Origin of the sequence: Micromonospora sp. ANENR4 (genome assembly GCF_015354395.1) — a bacterium.
Classification (GTDB): domain Bacteria; phylum Actinomycetota; class Actinomycetes; order Mycobacteriales; family Micromonosporaceae; genus Micromonospora; species Micromonospora aurantiaca.
Map to the genome: position 1 here is coordinate 1 of NZ_JADKYQ010000030.1, position 17,620 is coordinate 17,620.

Annotated in this window: 17 protein-coding genes; 4 read left to right on the plus strand and 13 right to left on the minus strand. The window is 67.5% G+C overall.

Going from position 1 to position 17,620, the window contains the following annotated elements:
- From IRY44_RS30965 to IRY44_RS30155, 5 genes are all read right to left on the minus strand, one after another.
- The coding region (locus IRY44_RS30965; RefSeq protein WP_370585043.1) for a tyrosine-type recombinase/integrase at nt 1-1,286 on the minus strand (1,286 nt) is incomplete at its 3' end.
- Nucleotides 1,287-1,297: 11 nt separating this feature from the next.
- Nucleotides 1,298-1,591, minus strand: coding sequence for a helix-turn-helix domain-containing protein (locus IRY44_RS30140; RefSeq protein ID WP_228533103.1), 294 nt, complete (start codon nt 1,589-1,591; stop codon nt 1,298-1,300).
- 18 nt (nt 1,592-1,609) lie between these two features.
- Complete coding sequence (locus tag IRY44_RS30145) at nt 1,610-3,322, minus strand: replication initiator (RefSeq protein ID WP_228533104.1); 1,713 nt, start codon at nt 3,320-3,322, stop codon at nt 1,610-1,612.
- Nucleotides 3,323-3,387: 65 nt separating this feature from the next.
- On the minus strand, nt 3,388-4,092 hold the full coding sequence (locus IRY44_RS30150) for a DUF2637 domain-containing protein (RefSeq protein WP_370585044.1): 705 nt from the start codon (nt 4,090-4,092) through the stop codon (nt 3,388-3,390).
- Nucleotides 4,089-5,474: an FtsK/SpoIIIE domain-containing protein gene (locus IRY44_RS30155; protein ID WP_194803522.1), complete on the minus strand. Its 1,386-nt coding sequence runs from the start codon at nt 5,472-5,474 to the stop codon at nt 4,089-4,091. The genes IRY44_RS30150 and IRY44_RS30155 overlap by 4 nt, the downstream gene beginning before the upstream one ends.
- A 54-nt stretch (nt 5,475-5,528) precedes the next feature.
- On the opposite strand from IRY44_RS30155, the gene IRY44_RS31135 reads away from it, so the two are divergent.
- Nucleotides 5,529-5,657, plus strand: coding sequence for a hypothetical protein (locus IRY44_RS31135; protein WP_255533248.1), 129 nt, complete (start codon nt 5,529-5,531; stop codon nt 5,655-5,657).
- 200 nt (nt 5,658-5,857) lie between these two features.
- Here IRY44_RS31135 and IRY44_RS30160 read toward each other — a convergent pair whose 3' ends face one another.
- Nucleotides 5,858-6,286 (minus strand): hypothetical protein, encoded by a 429-nt coding sequence (locus tag IRY44_RS30160; protein ID WP_194803523.1) that lies wholly within the window; start codon nt 6,284-6,286, stop codon nt 5,858-5,860.
- Between the two features lie 165 nt (nt 6,287-6,451).
- Between IRY44_RS30160 and IRY44_RS30165 the strand changes: the two genes are divergently transcribed.
- On the plus strand, nt 6,452-6,637 hold the full coding sequence (locus IRY44_RS30165) for a hypothetical protein (RefSeq protein ID WP_194803524.1): 186 nt from the start codon (nt 6,452-6,454) through the stop codon (nt 6,635-6,637).
- A 28-nt stretch (nt 6,638-6,665) separates the two neighbouring features.
- On the opposite strand, the gene IRY44_RS30170 is transcribed toward IRY44_RS30165, so the two are convergent.
- The 3 genes from IRY44_RS30170 to IRY44_RS30180 form a co-directional block, all read right to left on the minus strand.
- A complete protein-coding gene (locus IRY44_RS30170; RefSeq protein WP_194803525.1) occupies nt 6,666-7,391 on the minus strand; it encodes a GntR family transcriptional regulator in 726 nt (241 codons plus the stop codon).
- Nucleotides 7,392-7,739: 348 nt separating this feature from the next.
- Nucleotides 7,740-7,982: a hypothetical protein gene (locus tag IRY44_RS30175; protein WP_194803526.1), complete on the minus strand. Its 243-nt coding sequence runs from the start codon at nt 7,980-7,982 to the stop codon at nt 7,740-7,742.
- Nucleotides 7,975-8,232 carry a hypothetical protein gene (locus IRY44_RS30180; protein ID WP_370585045.1) on the minus strand — a complete coding sequence of 86 codons (258 nt, stop codon included), beginning with the start codon at nt 8,230-8,232 and terminating at the stop codon, nt 7,975-7,977. Before IRY44_RS30180 ends, IRY44_RS30175 begins: the two co-directional genes overlap by 8 nt.
- Nucleotides 8,233-8,615: 383 nt before the next feature.
- On the opposite strand from IRY44_RS30180, the gene IRY44_RS30185 reads away from it, so the two are divergent.
- Nucleotides 8,616-9,839: a helix-turn-helix transcriptional regulator gene (locus IRY44_RS30185; protein WP_194803527.1), complete on the plus strand. Its 1,224-nt coding sequence runs from the start codon at nt 8,616-8,618 to the stop codon at nt 9,837-9,839.
- A gap of 24 nt (nt 9,840-9,863) precedes the next feature.
- Nucleotides 9,864-10,331 (plus strand): NUDIX domain-containing protein, encoded by a 468-nt coding sequence (locus IRY44_RS30190; protein ID WP_370585046.1) that lies wholly within the window; start codon nt 9,864-9,866, stop codon nt 10,329-10,331.
- Between the two features lie 559 nt (nt 10,332-10,890).
- On the opposite strand, the gene IRY44_RS30195 is transcribed toward IRY44_RS30190, so the two are convergent.
- The 4 genes from IRY44_RS30195 to IRY44_RS30210 all read right to left on the minus strand — a co-directional run bounded on the left by IRY44_RS30195 (nt 10,891) and on the right by IRY44_RS30210 (nt 17,440).
- On the minus strand, nt 10,891-13,374 hold the full coding sequence (locus tag IRY44_RS30195; RefSeq protein ID WP_194803528.1) for a DEAD/DEAH box helicase: 2,484 nt from the start codon (nt 13,372-13,374) through the stop codon (nt 10,891-10,893).
- Complete coding sequence (locus IRY44_RS30200) at nt 13,371-15,596, minus strand: site-specific DNA-methyltransferase (RefSeq protein ID WP_194803529.1); 2,226 nt, start codon at nt 15,594-15,596, stop codon at nt 13,371-13,373. The genes IRY44_RS30195 and IRY44_RS30200 overlap by 4 nt, the downstream gene beginning before the upstream one ends.
- 903 nt (nt 15,597-16,499) lie before the next feature.
- Nucleotides 16,500-16,799 carry a PH domain-containing protein gene (locus IRY44_RS30205; protein ID WP_194803530.1) on the minus strand — a complete coding sequence of 100 codons (300 nt, stop codon included), beginning with the start codon at nt 16,797-16,799 and terminating at the stop codon, nt 16,500-16,502.
- Nucleotides 16,800-17,194: 395 nt separating this feature from the next.
- Complete coding sequence (locus IRY44_RS30210) at nt 17,195-17,440, minus strand: hypothetical protein (protein ID WP_194803531.1); 246 nt, start codon at nt 17,438-17,440, stop codon at nt 17,195-17,197.
- Nucleotides 17,441-17,620 lie beyond the last annotated feature (180 nt).

Genomic DNA, 17,620 nt, shown 5'->3' on the forward strand with positions numbered 1-17,620 from the left:
TCCCCCCGACGGGGGTCGTCCCTTTCCCGGAAGCGCTCCCGACCTGGTAGAGGCACCTCTCCGAGGCCGACCGGGCGGGGCGCCGGGCGGAAAGTCAGCGAATCGTCAGCGAATGTCAGCCGGACCCGGTCGGCGTAGTCGTCCGGGGTGTGCGTATAACGATTGAGCGTCGTTGACGCCTTCTCGTGCCCCACGACCCGCCGCACCACGTTGACCGGCACCCCATCCGTCACCAGCCACGTGATGTACGAGTGCCGCAGGTCGTGGAACCGCAGGCCGCCGAACGCCGAAGCCGCCACGTGCGCCACCGCCGCCGACTCGTCGGCGAACTCCGCCCGATCCTGCCGGCCGTCCCGGTCCGGCCACGACGCCACCCACCGGCCCGGCGCCACCTCGGCCACCCGACCGAGCAGCCCGGCCCGCACCAACGACGGCAGCCACACCCGCCGCCGGAAGTTCGACCGCCGCTGCGGCCCGCCGTCCCGATCGGCGAAGACCAACGCCCGCCCCTCCGGCACCGCGGCTCCGCGCCACCGCCGCAGCTCGTCGACGAGGAACGGCGGCATCGGCACCGTCCGCACCCCGGCCCGAGTCTTCGGGTACGCCCGCAGCACGATTCCGCCGTGGGTCTCCACCGCCACCTGGGCGACGTGCAGCAACCCCCGATCGAGGTCGACCGCCTCCCACGGCAGGCCCGCGCACTCACCCCAGCGCAGTCCCGCCCCGGCGGCGGCGCAGACGATGCCCCGGTGTTCGGCCGGCACGGCGGGCAGCAGCCGGCCGAAGAACGCCTCCCGGCTGATCGTGCCGGCGCGCGCCTCCCGCGCCCGGTTACGCGGCACCCGCACCCCCTCGCACGGATTCACCGCGATCAGGCGCGCCCGGATCGCCGTCTGCATGATCATCGACAGCATCCCGAGGTGCTTCGCCGTCGTCGACGGCGCCAGGGTCCGGCCAAGGGTGGTCACCCACTCCTGTACCGCTAGGTAGTCGATCTTCGCCAACGGCCAGTCCGCCCACTGCGGCAGCAGGTGGGCCCGCAGCATCGAATCCGTCCGTTCAGCTGTCCGCGCCTCCACCGACCGCCCGGCGAGCCACCGCTTCACGAACTCCCCGAATCGCAGCCGCCCCGCGTGCGGGTCGACGTACGTCCCCCGGTTGATCGCGCCCTCCACCTCGGCCAAGAACGCGTTCGCCTCCTTCTTGGTGCGGAACGTCTTCGCCTTCTGTCGGTCGGCTGAGTCCCGCCAGTTCGCCCGGTACGTACCGGCCGGCGTCTTGCTCACGAAGCCCACGATTACCAGCCCCCGCGCGGCGCGTCGGTACCCGTTGCCGAAAGGCCGCCGGAGGTGCCGTCCAGCCAGGCGTGGAAGCGGCTACGCGGCACGACCCAGCGCCGCCCCAACCGCTCGGCGGGGATCTGTCCGGCCCGGACCAGGGCGTAGGCCGAGCTGACCGACAGAGACAGCAGCGCGGCCACTTCCTTGACCGTGTAGACGGCCCGGACCGGCTGCGGCGGGCAGTCGCCGGGGCTGACGTTGCCAGCACGAGGCCCGGCCTGCCGAGGCGCGAACGGCACGACGATGGACAAGATTTCCTCCCCAGAGGTTCAGGCCGCGAGCGCGGCGGGTTGATCGGTTGCCGAAACGGCGGCGGCTGTTCGTAGCCGGGCGGTATCGAGGTCTGCCCGCCAGCGGATGCGGGCGGAGATCGCGCGCAGGAGTCGGTGTTCCAGGGGTGGCACGTCGGGGGCTTCGGGCCGGGCGAGTTCGAACCGGTACCGCTTCGATCCGTCTGCCTCGTCGGCCGCCTGGTCGTGCTCGGGGGTGTCTGCCAAGCCGCCGGCGAGGATCGCGCGCACCCAGGACCGGTTGTCGGCGCGGTGGTCGGCGAGGGTCTTGCCGGACCACTGGCGGGAGACGAGGACGCGGCGGCCGGTGAAGCCGAGGGTGGAGCGTTGGTGGACCTTCCCGGTGCAGCGGCCGGGGGCCAAGCCCGCCTTGACCCCGTCCGGCTGGACTCCGTACAGCAGCCAGTTGGCGCACGTCGGCGAGCACGGCAGCACCGACAGTTCCGCGTGTAGGCGGTCGAAGTGCGCCTTCTGCGCGTCGGAGCGCGGCTTGGCCTGGTCGGTCAGGTCCTTGGTGACGTACTTCGTCACGTACCGAATCGACCGTTCCGCATCCTTGGTGCCCTGCTCGATGCCCCGCGCGTCGATCCGGCCGAGCCGGGCGACGTAGGCGGGCCGGCTGTCGGGTTCCTCCAGGGCGTCGAGGGCTTCGCCCCAGGTGGGCAGTGGCTCGCGGGTCTTGGGGTCGACGTATGCCTGTCGGTCGACGTCCCAGACCGGGGGCTTGTCGACCGGGTAGGCCAGCTCGTCGAAGGGCGGCCACCACACCTGGTGGTAGGTGGCCGCCGCGATCTGCTTGAGCAGCCGCCGGGGCAGGGTGCCGCGGATGGCGAAGTGCGCGTGCGGAGCGAGTCGCCGTTGCAGCTCGACGGCGCCCGCGTATTGGACGTTCCAGCCGGCGGCGCGGCGGACGTTCTGCCACCAGCGGTCGAGGACCCGCGCGAAGTGGATCGAGTCCAGGGCGGCCCGCCGGTAGTCGTAGCTGGTCGGGTCGACGGGGGTGCCGAGCACGTCGTCATACGGGCCGTGCCGCTGTCCGCACTCGCAGGGGGCGACGTAGGCGCCGCGACGTAGGTGGGCGTGCACGGGCCCGTGCGAGCCGAGCGTCAGCGTGATGAGCATCGACGGCCGGTGCGTCTTCCCGGCCTTCCCTGAGTAGGCGCGGCCGACCGTGCGCGGGTCGACGGGTAGCCGGGGCAGGTCTGGGGAGTCCTGCCGCCGCCTGGTCGAGCGCTTGCGCCGGGGCCGCTCGTCGCGCTCCTTCGGGGTCAGGTGCCCGCGCAGGCTGGTTTCGGCGAGCGCTTCATCCAGCTCCGCGATGGCGGCATCTACGTCGGCGATCTGCGCGGCCCGCTCGTCGGGGGTCATCGGCTGGTAGTGCAGCGCTTTCCGTTCGAACTCCAGGTGTGCCCGGACCCGCACGAGGGCGAGGACGTCTTCCCCGGGTTGGTCGGGGCGGACGGCGGGTTCGTCGGCGAGGTGCCAGCCTTCGCGGATCTGTTGGATGCGCAGCCGCCGGCCCCGCTCCGCGCACGGCTTGCACTTGGCCGCGAGGGTCGCCCCGCAGGGCACCTCGACGACCTCGGTGAGGCCGGTGGCGGTGTCGGTACGGCGCAGGGCGAGGGGGCGGACGCAGACGCCGTTCTGTTCGGCGAGTTGCTTGAGCGCGTCCTTGGCGAGGGGCTTGCGCATCCGGTCCGCGCGCGATCCCGGGCGGGGTTGCTCAACGGGAGTCGTGGGGATGAGTTCGAGTTGGCTCACTGGTCACGCTCCCCGCCGAAGGTGCTGCCGTTGCGGGGCGCGAATGCCGCCGCCGGTACGGGCACCAGTCCTGGCCGCCGCTCCACCGGCATCACGGGAACCGGGCGGAGAGCCGCCGGGCGGGGTTGCTCGTCGGTGCCCTCCACGGCGACGTTCGCCGACTGGTCCTCGTCGACGACGGCGAGGGGCACCGCCTGGTCCTCGTCGGCGACGTCGAAGGGGGGTCGGTCGTCGGCCGGGTTGTAGCCGGGCGGGACGTCGCCCCACTCGTTGGCGTTTGCCGGCTTGTCGACGGACGCCGCCGCTGGGGCGGGGGTGGTGGAGAAGACGAGCTTGGACAGGCCGAGGAAGGCCAGCGCCGGCACGGCTGACAGCAGCCATCCGGACACGCCCGGTTTGGCCACGGCGAGTTGCGCCGACAGGGACAGGGCGACGGCGCAGACGAGCAGGAACATCGGGTACCCGATCGGCCCGCCGGTGCGGCGGCGCCGCCGGATGGTCAGCAGCGCCGCCAGGGGCAGGAGTTCGGAGATGGCGGCGTTGGCCCACCCGAACCAGTCCCCGGTACCGGTCGGGGAGTTGGCCATGGTCCAGTCGTGCACGTGGGTGAACGACGCGGCCCCGGCCAGCCCGCCCACGGTGAGGACGATGAGCACCAGGACGATGCCCTCCACCCGGTCTGCGTTCGCGTTGGTCTTCACTTGGTCACCTCCTGCTCGTTGTTGGTGTCGTCGCAGAGTCGGCGGTAGTCGCGGACGGGTTCGCGGACGCCGTCGAGGACGACGAACCCGACGCCGGGGGCCGATTCGGGGATGCGGTCGCACAGCGCGCCGCGGTCGCGGGCGGCGTCGCCGAGGACCATGTCCACCTGTTCGGGTTCGGTCAGCCGCAGTCCGATGCGGGTGGGGAACAGGTCCCGGAAGGGCAGTACGTCCTTGCGTGGGTCTTGGAGTGCGGCGACCACGTGCACGCCGACCGCCCGGCCCTGGGACAGGAGTAGGCCGAGGGCTTCCTTGATCCGGTCGCGGACCTTCCGATCGGTGATGTACGCCGTCAGCGCCGCCAGCTCGTCGACCACCAGGACGATCAGCGGTTCATCCGGCGTCGGCGTGTGCTGGCGGGCGATCCCGCGCAGGCGGGCCGCCCGCAGGCGCATCCGTTTCACGGCCTCTTCCAGGACGCCGGCCATGCCGTCGGGGTCGTCGTAGGAGAAGCGGGCGAACAGCGGCACCCCGGCCGCCAACTCCATCCCGCCCTTCGGGTCGAATGCCCACAGCTCCACCAACCCCGACCGCACACCGCCGGCCAGGGAACGGATCAGCGACCACAACACCGAGCCCTTGCCGGAGTTCGTGGCCCCGGCGATGAGCACGTGCGAGCCGGCCAGGCGCAGCCGGTAGGGCTGCCCGTCCTCGCGCACACCGAGGGCAAGCCCGTCGAGGTCCGGCACCGGAGCCACCGGCATCGGGGCCACGGTGCCGGCCAAGGGGTCACGGCGCAGAAATCGGATCACCACCCGATCCGGGCGGGCCGTCGAGCGGGCTTGCCCGGTGCGCAGGCGGAAGGCGTAGGCGAGGCGTTCCGCGGCCTGCCCCCAGTCGTCAGGGATCTGCCCCGGCAGCATGCGGACGGTCAGTTCGTCGCCGTAGCGGTCGCAGCGCACCTTGAGAAGCTGCGGCACGTAGCGGTCACCGGCGAACGCTGTTGCCAGCCCGCACGTTGCCATGACCGATGCCCACCGGGGCCGGTAGATCACCAGGGCGCGGACGCGGCTGACGATCGGGTACCAGCCGAAGCGCAGCCACGACGACGGGTGCCACCGCCACCAGGCCGCACAGCCGACGGCGACCGCCAGGACGACGCCGGCCAGGACCCGGCCGCCATATTCGGCCCTTACCCACAGAGCGGCCACGGTCGGGGTGGTGAGCCACCAGTACCGCACCGCCAGCACCGTGAGGCGGAACAGGCCCCGGGCCAGCCACCAGAACACCAGCAGCCAACCCGGCACCCGCCACGCCGGAAGGCGCACGTTCATCGGCGCCACCGGGATCTTGTCGCCCGGAATGATGTTGATCAGAGGCACAGGTCACCACCCCTGCCAGGACGGGCCAGGGTCGAAATGCAGGAGCGGCAGGACATGCGGCGCAGGTCGAAGCGGCGCGGCTTCACCCACTGCTCGCAGCGGGGGCAGCGGATCGCGCACACCCGCGCCGAGGCCGGCGGCAACCGCAGCGCCGACCGGAGGGCCGCCTCCGCCTCCCGGTAGGCGTGGCGTAGGCCGACTAGACGGGTACGGGACATCAGGACCACCACACCGACGAGCAGCGGCCCTCAGAGCAGTTCAGGGCAGGGGGAACTACGGTGGGCATCACGCCCTCCTTCACACGTGAGGGATGGGGAGAGCGCGGGACGGGCCGGGACTCTTGGCGGGGAAACGACCCGCCCCGCGCGCCAAACAACGACCAGTCAGGCCGCCACCGAACCCGGCATGCTCGACGCCGGCCGGATCGCGGTGGCGCGCAGCGAGTACGCCATCCGGGAGCGGCAGTCACCCGACGAGCGGCCCGGCTTGCAGCGCTGCGAATCCACGTACGGAGTGAGGGTCAGGCCCTCGAACTCCACCGCTGGCGGGTACCCCGGCACCGTCGACGGGGGCGGCACCGGCTGCTGCGCGGCGACCACCTTGACCTTCACCTCGGTCGACCGACCGAACTTCCCGGCCTCCGGGTCCAGGTCCATCACCCGCACCACCCAGACCCGCTCCCCGGTCTCCTTGTCCCGCGCCTGGTTGTCCGCCTCACCACGGCGCTCAAAGTCGATCTGCGGCGACACACCCAGGCAGAGCGCCCCGGCGGGGAACACGTACGCGGACGGGACGGGCACCTTCAACGTCATCGGAACCACGTGGATAGCCTCCTAACCTCACCAGTCGTCCATCTGACAACCGGTTGAGCTTACAAGCTACGCCAGCTTGTAAGTACAAGCAAGGTCGAAGGCGAACCGATTGCACAATGTGGAGAGCCGCCCCTGGTCGCCAGGACCGGCGCGGAGGAGGACGTGATGCCGCAGCGGGAAACAGCCGAGCGCCTGACGCTGGTGGACACTGTCGGCCGATGGTTCCACCTGGACCCGCCCGTGCTCATCGAACGCGGGCAGACCTACTGGATCGACCGCACGACAAGCGAGCTGTGCGTCGATCGGGGAGACGGGCGAGTTACGCGGACTGCCGGCGAGATGTGCCGCTGAGCCCGCCAGCGAGGTTGACGCAGACGAATCAGGACAGAGCGTAGGTGTCCTCGATCTCGTGGCGGCTGCCAGGCATCACCAGCACCGACGTCATGATCGGATCGCCGGATGCCTGATGCACGGTGATGACGACGCTCATCACCGACTCGTCGGCCGGCACCTCCAGGGCCTCAGCCTCGACGTCGCTAACCCGGCGGGCGGTCATCCGCTCGGTGGCGTAGTCGGGTCGTAGGCCCTTGTGGCGGGCGATGTGGTCGAGCAGCCCGCCCGGGATCGGGTCCGGCCTGGTGATGTCGGTACCGACCGCGATGTCCACCGGCACGAACGTGGCGACCAGGTCCACCGGCCCCGCCTCCGAGACGGTCCGGCGGCGCCGCTCGTAGACAGGCGTGCCCTCCGGGATCTTCAACTCCGCCGCGATCCGCGGTGAGGCGAGCACCGGGCCGACATGCAGGAGCTCCGTCTCCCCGGTCTCGTCCAGGTCGACCGCGTCGCGGGCGTACTCAGGCGAGGTGCGTCCGGAGGCGGGTCGACCGCGTACGAAGCTGCCCTTGCCCTGCTGCGACTCGATCCAGCCGTCCTGCTTGAGGATGCCGAGCGCCTTGAGCACCGTCGGGCGGGACACCCCGAACTCCGTACAGAGCTGGTTTTCCGACGGCAGTGCCGCACCGGGGGCGTAGTCGCCGTCCTCGATGCGCTTCCGCAGCGTGTTCAACACGCGCAGGTACTTCGGCGTCGGAATCTCGTACGCCATCGCGGGCCACCCCACCTAGGAACGCTGCATGAATCTCAGCAGCTTATGAGTTGTTTGCATGACAGGACAAGCAAGGTCAGCCGTTCGATGTCACATGCTCCACCGCTGCGGCCAACCATCCCGACCATGACGACGGTGCTCCCACCGACTCTGGACGAGTCGCACCCGGCCACCGACGCGGCAGGCACCCGTACCGGCCGAACACCCGCAACGCCGCCTGACGCTGCGGGCACGGCCCCTCCTCGCCGCAGGTGGCGCAGCGCCCGTCCGCGCTCGACGGCGTGTGCTGGTCAAGCTGCGACTGTGCCGCCCGGAGTTGGTCGCGCACCGCACTGGACAGGTAGGTGCTCACCGGGCCGCCCCATCCGGCGGGAGCTTGCTCGCGCGCACCAGGATCTGCGCCTGCCGACCATGCCGGCCGGACCGACCGAGCCTGAATCCCTCGACCCAGATCCACTCATCCTGCGGCGGACGGTTGACCACCAGCCGAACCCCGGTCACCCACAACGTCACCGGCCCGTCCGACGGCAGGAGACGATCTGCTGCATCGATCGTCAGCACCGCGCCGAGCCGTACCCGAACGTCAAACACCGCGCCTCCTCATCACCGGCGCCACGTTGCGAGGCGGCGCGTTGTTGGTAGTACGTCGCTGGATTTGAAGGCCGGCGATCTGCGCGAAGACCTCACGCCGCGCCAGCGCCTTACCGGTGGCCAGGTCGATGGCGTAGCCGGTGAGCCACACCCAGCCGTAGTAGGTCGGCTTGTCGCAGACCGAGGTAACCCGCAGCCACAGCGCGCGATCGCCACCGAACTGCACCGACGCCCGACCGTCGATCAGCACCAGGTCACCCGGCGCCGGCACGCCCGGCCGGGGCGGTGCCGGCTTGCGGGGCGCCGGGGTGGGCGGGCCATTCACGGGCCGTCGTTCGGGTCGCGGTCCCACGCCAGCACCCACCCCGGGCCAGCCTCAGCAGGTCGCCGCGCGACCGGAACCCGCGCAGTCCAGACAGGACCGCCGAGCAAGCGAACGAGTCCGCTCCGACCCCCGCCCCATCCCCCGAATGGCGGTGCGGGCAAGGGTGTACTTCCAGCCCGCGCCCGAGCAGGATTGGCAGTTACTCGATACGTTCAGCCCCGTCATGCACACAGGCTGTGGCACAAACCGCCCAGCAACCCGGAAAATCCTTCCGGGGTCGCAGCCGACCGAGGGGAGACAGTGAACCGGTGCGCGGGACAACCAACACCCTGACCATCGGCGAACGCGTCGCCTGGTACCGCAGACGACGCGGCCTGTCCCAGGAAGTCCTAGCCGGACTCATCGGCCGTACCGCCGACTGGCTGGGCAAGATCGAGAACAACCGGATCGAGCTGGACCGGCTCTCCGTCATCAAGTCCCTCGCCGAAGTCCTGGACGTCTCCCTCGGCGACCTGCTCGGCGAACCCTCACTGCTCGATTGGACCGGCGACAGCGGCACCGAAACCGTCCCCACGCTGCGCGCCGCCCTGATGAACTACCGCGCCCTCGGTCCGTTCGGCGGCGGCACGGATGCAGAGCCGCCGGGCATCGCTGTGCTCAGGAAGGAGGTCGGCGCTCTTTGGGATGCCTATCAGGACTCTCGGTTCGGGTACGTCACCGGCCGCCTACCCGACCTCCTCCACCGAGCCCAGGCCGCCGCCGACCACCACGACGGCGAGGACCAGGACCAGGCCCGCCGGCTACTCGGCCTCGCGTACCAGCTTGCCGCCACCCAGCTCACCAAGCTTGGGGAGAGCGACCTCGCCTGGATCGCCGCCGACCGCGGCTTGGCCGCCGTCCGCCCCACTGGCGACCCGCTCGTCACCGGCTCCCTGTTCCGCTCCGTCGGCCATGCTCTGCACGCCACCGGCCGCTACGCTGAAGCCGTACGCCTCACAGAGGACGCCGCCGGTTACCTTGAGCCCCACCTCAAGTACGCCACGCCAGCGCTGCTCTCCGTCTACGGCACCCTGTTCCTGTCCGGCTCCATAGCCGCCGCCCGCTCCAACGACGCCGCCACTACCCGCATCTTCCTCGCCGCCGCAGACCAGGCCGCCGGCCAGCTCGGAGCCGACGCCAACCACCTCTGGACCGCGTTCGGCCCGACCAACGTCGCCATCCACCGCGTCGCCACCGCCGCAGAGCTGGGCGACCTACAAGTTGCCATCGACCTCGGCCCGCGCGTCGACACCGCCGGCCTTCCGATGGAGCGTCGCGTACGGCACGCCCTCGAAGTCGCCCGCGCCTACAGCTCGTGGAACCGCGTTGACGACGCCCAGGCCGTCCTGCTCGACGCCGAGCAGATGGCACCCGAGCAGGTCCGCCACCACTTCCTCAGCCGACAACTCGCCCTGACCTGGGTACGCCGGCAGCGCGGCAAGCCCTCCGCCGAACTGGTCGGACTGGCCCGGCGGCTCAAGGCGCTCGACTGAACCCAGCCCATCTACGCTGCTCTGGTGACGGCCAACGAGATGCCACCCATGGCAACCCCACGCGTCGCCGCAGGCGCCCTCTTCTTCGACGACGAAGGCCGCGTGCTCCTCGTACGCCCCAGCTACAAGAGCCACTGGGACATCCCCGGCGGATACGTCGAACCCGGCGAGTCACCGCGTGCGGCGTGCATTCGCGAGATCGAGGAAGAACTCGGCCTCACCACCGCCGTTGGCCCCTTGCTCGTCGTCGACTGGGCGCCAGCCGAACACGAGGGAGACAAGCTGCTCTTCGTCTTCGACGCCGGGGCTCTTACTACAGAGCAGGAACAGGCCATCCGCTTCGCGGACGGGGAACTCACCGAATGGCGCTACGTGGCAGCAGACGATCTGGAGCATCACGGACCGCCTCGACTGACTCGGAGACTCCGCACAGCGATCGCAGCTCGTAGCAGTGGCAACGCTGCTTACGCGGAGCACGGCGACGTCCTCTAGCCCAGATTTTCGACACGGGTTCCAGGTGGCCCGCAACGGGCCGCACGCGCTGCCGCCTGGGCGCGCGCCGGCCGCTGCCGCTGTCGCTCTGCGGCCGTCACGCCTGACGTCCGGCGGCTGGCGCGGAAAGCGGGGAAGCCCGGAGGGCCGCCACAGAACGACAGACCATTGACCGGTGAAGTGGTAGGCCGGCAGCCGGCCGGGGCGCGGCGCCCGTTGCAGCGCCGCGCCGTAAGCGAGTCATCGCCGGCCGTGGTGGGGATGCGGTGCGGAGTGTGCGGAGCCGCCCTTCCAACGTCAAGGGCGCTTCGCGTCGTTACGCGACGGCCCTACGGGCCGCCCTTGACCCCGGAGCCTCTGGGCCCCCTTGGGCCGGCAGTCGCCGGCAGGCCAGGGGCCTGCCCGGAGTATGCGCGCCGCATCCCCACCACGGCCTCGTCGCGTCGGCCGAGACGCGCCGGTAGGACTGGCTGTCAACACGAGATTGACTAAAGCCTCCGGCTCGTACCTATGGAACCTCCCAGGAAGTAGCACCACCAGCAAGAAACTGGACGGTCGCTCACCGCCCCGCACCAAAGGCCTTCATCTGCTCCCAGTCGCCTCCCGCATCATCAACGTCATTTTCGCTTAGCAGGAGATAATTCCACCGGCCATCGACCTTCCCGGAATTGTTAACCGTGTTCGCCCATGTCTTTGCGGCCTTCATCTTTGCTTGGACGTCCTCGGCCCTCATCTCCTTGTTCATCTTGGTTTCGATGAGCCAACAGCTCTTCTTTCCTTCGGTCACTTCGATTGCAACCAGATCCGGGTTGTACTGGCGACCTTCCTCGGTCCACGTGATTGGCAGATCGTTGATATGCAAACGGGCCCATACGATGACCTGCTTGGCATTGTCGAGCGCTTGGGCAACCTTGTACTCAGGCGAGGTGTCGAACCAGGCGTACTCGTAGAGGCAGCTCCGCCAGCCGTCGTAGGCGACCGACCTGGAGAAGGGTTCGGTGTGGTCGGACAAATGCTCCTTACTGGCCTTCCGCACTTTCCCTAGGGGCGCGAATCGCACCTCGTTGGAGAAGACAACATCCTGGCTCGACACAATCCTCAACTGCTCGTCAACCAACGCGGCCACTCGGCGGGAAGCCCGCTCCGAGAACGCAGAGAGGTGCTTTTCGGCATCCTTCCCCATGCCCTCGATCACGAGGTCAACTAGACGCTCGGCAGCGCGGACTTCGCCGGCCTCCGGCCGGACTCTCGGAACGCGCATGACTGTTCTTATCAAGGAAGCGCGAGAGTCGTCAATCGGGATATCAACGGCGAGCGCCTCGATCATTTCCTCGGCACGGACGCCCCGGATTTTGCCGCTCGCATCTGGCTTTAGCATGGTTCGTTTGAGATAGGTGTCGGCCTCAGTGGCCAGTGCCTTTCCAAGCGCTCGGAAGGGTTCCTCGTTGTGGACCTGGTTGAGCGAGACGATGGATTTCGACGGCACCTTCGCGGTGTAGGGGATTTCGATGTCCTCGCGGCCGGGAAGTGGGTAGTGCTCTCGAGGCTGGGACTCCGTCTCGTCTGCGGCCTCCTTAGCCTTCTTCAGCGTCTCCTCAAAGTCTGCAATGCCGCCTCTCGGCTTTTCTGGGTCGGTAGCCTTCTTCTCCCGACCCTCAGCCGATAGACCACTTTCTCCCAGGATCGGTAGGGCGTCCTCGCCCACTACCTTCTTCCGGGCCACCAAGCGCCCAGCAGCAGTGCGGCGAACCTCAGTCAGCACCGCATGGTCAATAAACTTCTCGTTGAGGACCTCTCGCTTGGCGAGCAGGGCCTCGTAGCGCTCGTGGGCCAGGACCTCGACAGTGTCGAGCAACTCGATCCCTGTGTACTCGCCGAACGGCAAGCGCATGCCGCGGCCGAGAGTCTGCTCGGTGAGTACTGTCGAAACACTCGCACGCATAGAGGCGATGACGTAGACGTTCTTAACGTCCCAGCCCTCCTTTAGCATGCCAACGCTAATGATGATGCGAACTGGCGAGCTAGGGTCCTCGACTGCGTCGAGCGCAGCGAGGGCCTCCTCCTTCTCGTCCCCCGTCATGTTCGAGTGAATGAGTAGAGTGCGACCAACCCAGGCACCCCCGTCAAACGACGCACTGTCTAGCATTTCTTGATAACGATCTGCCTCAGCAGTGTCCTGGGCGATCACCAGCATCACCGGGTGGACCAGCGGTAGATCATTGTCCTCGCAGTACGCGTGCGCAAGGCGTTCCTTGTAGCGAAGCAACGTAACGCCGTCGAGGAGTTTCGTGTGGTCGTCGGTCCGGTCGTCCCTACGAGCAACCAAGACGGGGGTCTTCACCAGCTGGTCTTTTATTGCCGTAGCCAACGGATAGCGGTAGACAACAAGATCCTCGTCTCTCGCGGCTGGAGTCGCGGTCAGACCGATAACGACCTGAGGATTCAGATCGGCTATCGTCTTCGAAAACGCCTTGCCTCGATAGCAGTGGTGCTCGTCTGCGAGGATGACGAGGTCATCGAGGCCGGCCAGCCAGGATTGCAGAGATCCATGCAGCCATTCCTGGTACTCGTGCGTGGCGCGACCTTCGCCGGTCCGCGTCGTCAGGGCTTGCACCGTGAATATGAAGAGCTTTACTCGGCTTTCGTCGGCCATCACCGACCTAGTGGCCGGGCTGTTGAAGTTGTCCGCAGTGATCACGAAAGGGTCGCACTTCATGCGGCCGCTCAGCGACTTGCGATGACCAGGCGTAAAGTTCTTGACGCTCTTGTCTCGAATCGTCCGCCCAGGAGCGAGTAGCAGGAAGTTGCGGCCGGGCGTTTCAAGCCTAGCGAAATACTCGATCAGGCCGGCGATGACATACGTCTTGCCCACGCCAGTAGCTGAGTCCACGATGCACTCGAAGGGAGCTCCGCCTCCGTCAACGTCGAAATGCATCGAGCTCATGGCAGCGACACTCTCCACCGCGTCGCGGTTCGGTCGCCGCAATTCGAGACGGTGCTCGATGTCAGCTAGCAGGTCCTCGTCGATCTGGACGTCAGTCATGCCCCTCTCCCATCCTCGCCGATCCGCCGCTGAAATGGCGACTCCTGAACAGCCCTACGCCGATACGTGTCCAGTACGGCATCCGGAATTCGGGTTAGTCGGGACCCCTTGCGTGTCTTCCGGAGGGCTTCTCCAGCGTCCGGGTCGATCTGGGTTGCCCATACCTCGACAATCTGGCCCTCTGGAAGTTGGTCGACAATCGCCGCAACCGTGGATTCTCCGACGAGGCCGTCAAGGATCACATAGCGGACCTTGCCGCGCATGGCAGCGAAGATGCCGTCGGGAAGGTACTGAACGCCGAGTTGTGCGCACATGGCCTTAGCGAGGTCGCCGTGGGTAGCCCACTCGGCTAGGAGGATCACTCCTGCCACCTCTGTGAACATTGACGGGCCCACCACCAGATGGGTGAAGCCGCCACCGCCGTGCCACAGGGTTGTCTTCGCGTCGACGGTCTTAGTGCGGTTCAGCAACGCAGACTTCACCGACTTTGTGATGTCGAGCGTTACGTCCCCTGTCGAGCCGAGCTTGCGAACCAGGGCCAGGAGGGCCTTGACCTCCTCGGGGTCGAGCGGACTATTCCCTGCCCTAGTGGTGGCACGAACCACCTTCGCGAGTTCCTTGTCGAGCGCAACCGTCAGCGCAGGCGGGGGATCAAGAGGCGGGTCACCACCAATGCTGGCTTCCGAGGCCCCATCGTCCTCATGGTCGGCCTCCTCCATAGGCTCATCTGCCCCCCGCAAGATCTTCCTTAAGGTTTTCTGGAAGGCTTGAGCAGCCTCAGGAGAGACTCCACTTGGGAGGACAACCCCATCGGCCGCGACGCGTTCCTTGGCTGTGCTCACGCCACCGAGGTCGCGGCCATTCACGACCTTCATGAGGCGGGGCTTTATGAACGTCTCTACATTCTCCGATAGCAGTTCGCTGGTCACCCATCGCCGGCCCATCTTGTGAGCCACAGCGGCAGTAGAGCCGGAGCCAGCGAAGCAATCCAGCACGATGTCGCCGGGGTTCGTCGAGAGTTGGATGATTCGTTGCAGCAGTCGCTCAGGCTTGGGGGTGGAGAAGGGGTTAATCTTGGGAAATAGCGCCTTTATTTCGGCCTTTGAATTTCGGTTCGAACCGACGGCCTGGAATGGCCAGATTGTCCGGGGCACCACCCCCTCGGGCTTGTATCCCTTGACCTGGACAAGAGAGCCATCGTTGATGAAGTAGACCTCTGGCAGTACCCCAGCCTGTCTCCGCTCGGCGAGGCCGCGTGCCACGTCGAGGTCAACGTCTAGCAACATCGCCTCTACCTCGCGGATTTCATCAGCCGGGAGATCGCAGATTGCTGCGCGGACGTCGGCGTCATCAAGAAGCACTCGCTTGTACGGCGCCCACTGGTTCAACGCCTTGTACATGCGATCCTCGCCGAGGCGCCAGCACCCGCCTGCGGGCGGATACAACAGTTTCCCGGTGAACGGCGACTGAATGGCGTAGACCATTCCGGGGTGGGTCTTTGCGCCCGGAGCATGGCCAGGTTTGGCCAGCCACGGGTGCGGGTCCCCGTCGGGCGAACTGTAGATGGCATCCTGGGCCGCGCTGCGTGGCAACCTATTCGGGCGCCAACCTTCGCGCTTGGAGTAAACGAGAAGATAGTCCTGGTCCGTAGAGAACTGGTTGGCGTCGTTGCGACTTGTGTCAGCCTTGCCCCAGATGATGGTGTCCACAAAGTTTTCCGCGCCCAACTCCTCGTCCATCACCGCCCGGCATCGATGGACCTCAGAGTTGTCGAGGTGCACCCAAACGGATCCGTCGTCAGCTAGCAATGGCTTGATCTGGCGCAGGCGGTCGCGGAGCAGAGTAAGCCAGATCGAGTGCGAGATATTGTCCTCGTACTTATCGAAGACCTTGCCGGTATTGAAAGGTGGGTCGATGTAAACGAGCTTCACCTTTCCCAAATACTCGTCCGCATACTCTGGGTTCTTCGTGAGCGCGTCAAGCACGTGCATTGCGTCGCCTGTGATGAGCAGGTTTGCGGTCGTGGGGACCGGAAGGTGATCGGGACGCTCTTGCGGCGCGGGGGCCTCGATTCGTTCAACCCTGTGCAGGAGGCGTACCTCAGACACGCGGTAATCAGATCGCTCGACGAATGTGTAGTCGTACTTGCCGTCACCTATGGAAAGAAGCGCCTTGTCCTTGTTGCTCCAGGTGAGCTCCAGCCCGCCGCTGTGCTTAGCCATGCTTCGTCCGTTCGTCCCGCGACTCTGTGGCCTCATCCTGCCCGATCAGGGCGAGATTGCGTACGGTGGGTGGGCTGCTCGGAAGCAGGTCTCTTCGGGGAGCCGGAGCACCGGCACATAGCCGAGTCCGCGTCCATCGTGGTCACAGAAGGTATCGCACTACATGCGAGCCGGCGGGAGTACCGCCCCCGGGTCCGCCACGGTGACAGCAAGGGCCTAGACGAGGACACCGCCGGCGGGCGTGTGCGGACGATCGCCCGAATCCGCGCGAATGCGGACAGACTACGCCAGGCGACCTGCAAAGAAACTAATAAGCGAGGGGCCAGGCAGCGAGGCAGCAGAAGGTAGCGCGAGCTCTGATGCGGGCCGGACCAGAACGTCAGCCGTCGACGTCCGGCACCTGCTCATCGACGCTGGCGGCACCATCTGGCAGCAGCCGACACGTTGAGGCCGCATCCCCCAGCGGGGGTCGCCTTGGGTCGCTGGCGGACGAGCTGTCGACAGCAACCCTGACAGCAACCGCGCCGGATAGCAGCACACTGACGAGCGCTGGCATGGACGAGACACCGAGCGTGTAGCCGGTCCCGGACGTGTGCGGACGCGATGCACAAAGCTTGTAATCGAGGCGTCAGGGTTCTGCCGAGCAGCCAAGCGAATCAGCTAAACCGGTGAGCAGAAGCGGGCGGTCGAACGCCGACAGCACGTCGAGCACGAGGGCCAAGCGGTGTGACTGCGCGGGGACCAACTCTTGATTCGCAGAACCTGGCAGGGTCTACGCCCGACGTTGCCGAAACACTCTCTTCAGGATCAAGGCGCCGCGCGAGCGCGGCGCGGGCCCCCCGCGCTCGGCCTGCTGGCGGCCTCCGGCCGGCATCGGCCGACGCGGTGGGCCCATGCCCTGCCTCAGGGATAGACCTGAACGACGCCGTCCGAGGGATCCAGGGTCGACAGGTCGGGGAGCGGGGCACCAGCTTGTGCCGCGACAGCGGCCACAGCCTCGTAGAAGCCCTCAAACCGCTCGTTGGTTGTGACGAACTCTCCGCAGACGTGGGTGATGTCGAGTTCCACGAACCGCTGATTCTCTGGTGGCAGCAGCCAGGCTTGGACGGAGACGTTGGCTATCTCGGGCCATCGATATAGCACCGTGCCGGCGGTGTACACCAGGTTGATGCCGATGTCATCGACGAACACCTGACTGACCACGGGATGCAGGGTACGTGGCGTGAAGCGTCACCCGCGGAACGCCGTGACGCCGTACCGATCGCGTGGGCGGTTGGCTGGCGCCGAGGTCGGGGCGATCGGCTGCCGCGCCGCTCCGCGGCTTGCCACTGGGTAACGGGGTCCAGGCGCGTGGAGAGCCGGCGACACGGCAAGCCGCCCCCGGCCCGAACGGCCGGGGGCGGTAAGCCGCGCCGCCGGGCAGCCGCGCGCCACCGCGCAGCCGTGCCAGCCACGTGCCAGTAGCCGGTGTCCCAAGCGGTCAGCAGCGGTCATGATCGGGCACTACGACACCGCCGCTGGCCAGGCGTTCCGGACAGATCAGGTCAGCCGAAAACGATCTTCCAAACTGATGGTGCGGTGGGCGAAGAGCCGACAGCTCACAGGGACTGTTTCCCTGCGGCCTGATCACCAAGTGAGTCAAGTTGCACTGTGGGAACGCCGTGACTGCGCATGGTCCGCAGCCCAGCGGCGGCCAGGAGGTCGTCGCAGATCAGTTCGACCATTCCGGTCCGGCGGTTGTAGGGCGAGCCGGCATCGTCGTCGGCGTCGGTTGACAGGATGATCCAGTCCGGGTCGCTGCCATCCCAAAGGTGGGCGTACGGGCCGAGGCTTGCAGGGTCCACCGGTTCATAGTGGCAGGACCGGCTGGTGACCTACGCAAGCAGCGCCTTATCCGAAAGTCAGCGGATCGTCAGCGAACGCCGTACCGCGTGGTCCGACTCGATCATGCACGACAGCATGACCGATGCGTCTGACCACGCGGTACGGCACTTGATCACACTCGTCGCTACGTCAGGTCACTT

Bases quoted from the DNA above. Each gene is read 5' to 3' on its own strand.
- IRY44_RS30200 (WP_194803529.1), bottom strand. From the start codon at position 15,596: ATGGCTAAGCACAGCGGCGGGCTGGAGCTCACCTGGAGCAACAAGGAC.
- IRY44_RS30195 (WP_194803528.1), bottom strand. From the start codon at position 13,374: ATGACTGACGTCCAGATCGACGAGGACCTGCTAGCTGACATCGAGCAC.
- IRY44_RS30145 (WP_228533104.1), bottom strand. From the start codon at position 3,322: ATGCGCAAGCCCCTCGCCAAGGACGCGCTCAAGCAACTCGCCGAACAG.
- IRY44_RS30170 (WP_194803525.1), bottom strand. From the start codon at position 7,391: ATGGCGTACGAGATTCCGACGCCGAAGTACCTGCGCGTGTTGAACACG.
- IRY44_RS30160 (WP_194803523.1), bottom strand. From the start codon at position 6,286: ATGACGTTGAAGGTGCCCGTCCCGTCCGCGTACGTGTTCCCCGCCGGG.
- IRY44_RS31135 (WP_255533248.1), top strand. From the start codon at position 5,529: ATGCGGCGCAGGTCGAAGCGGCGCGGCTTCACCCACTGCTCGCAGCGG.
- IRY44_RS30165 (WP_194803524.1), top strand. From the start codon at position 6,452: ATGCCGCAGCGGGAAACAGCCGAGCGCCTGACGCTGGTGGACACTGTC.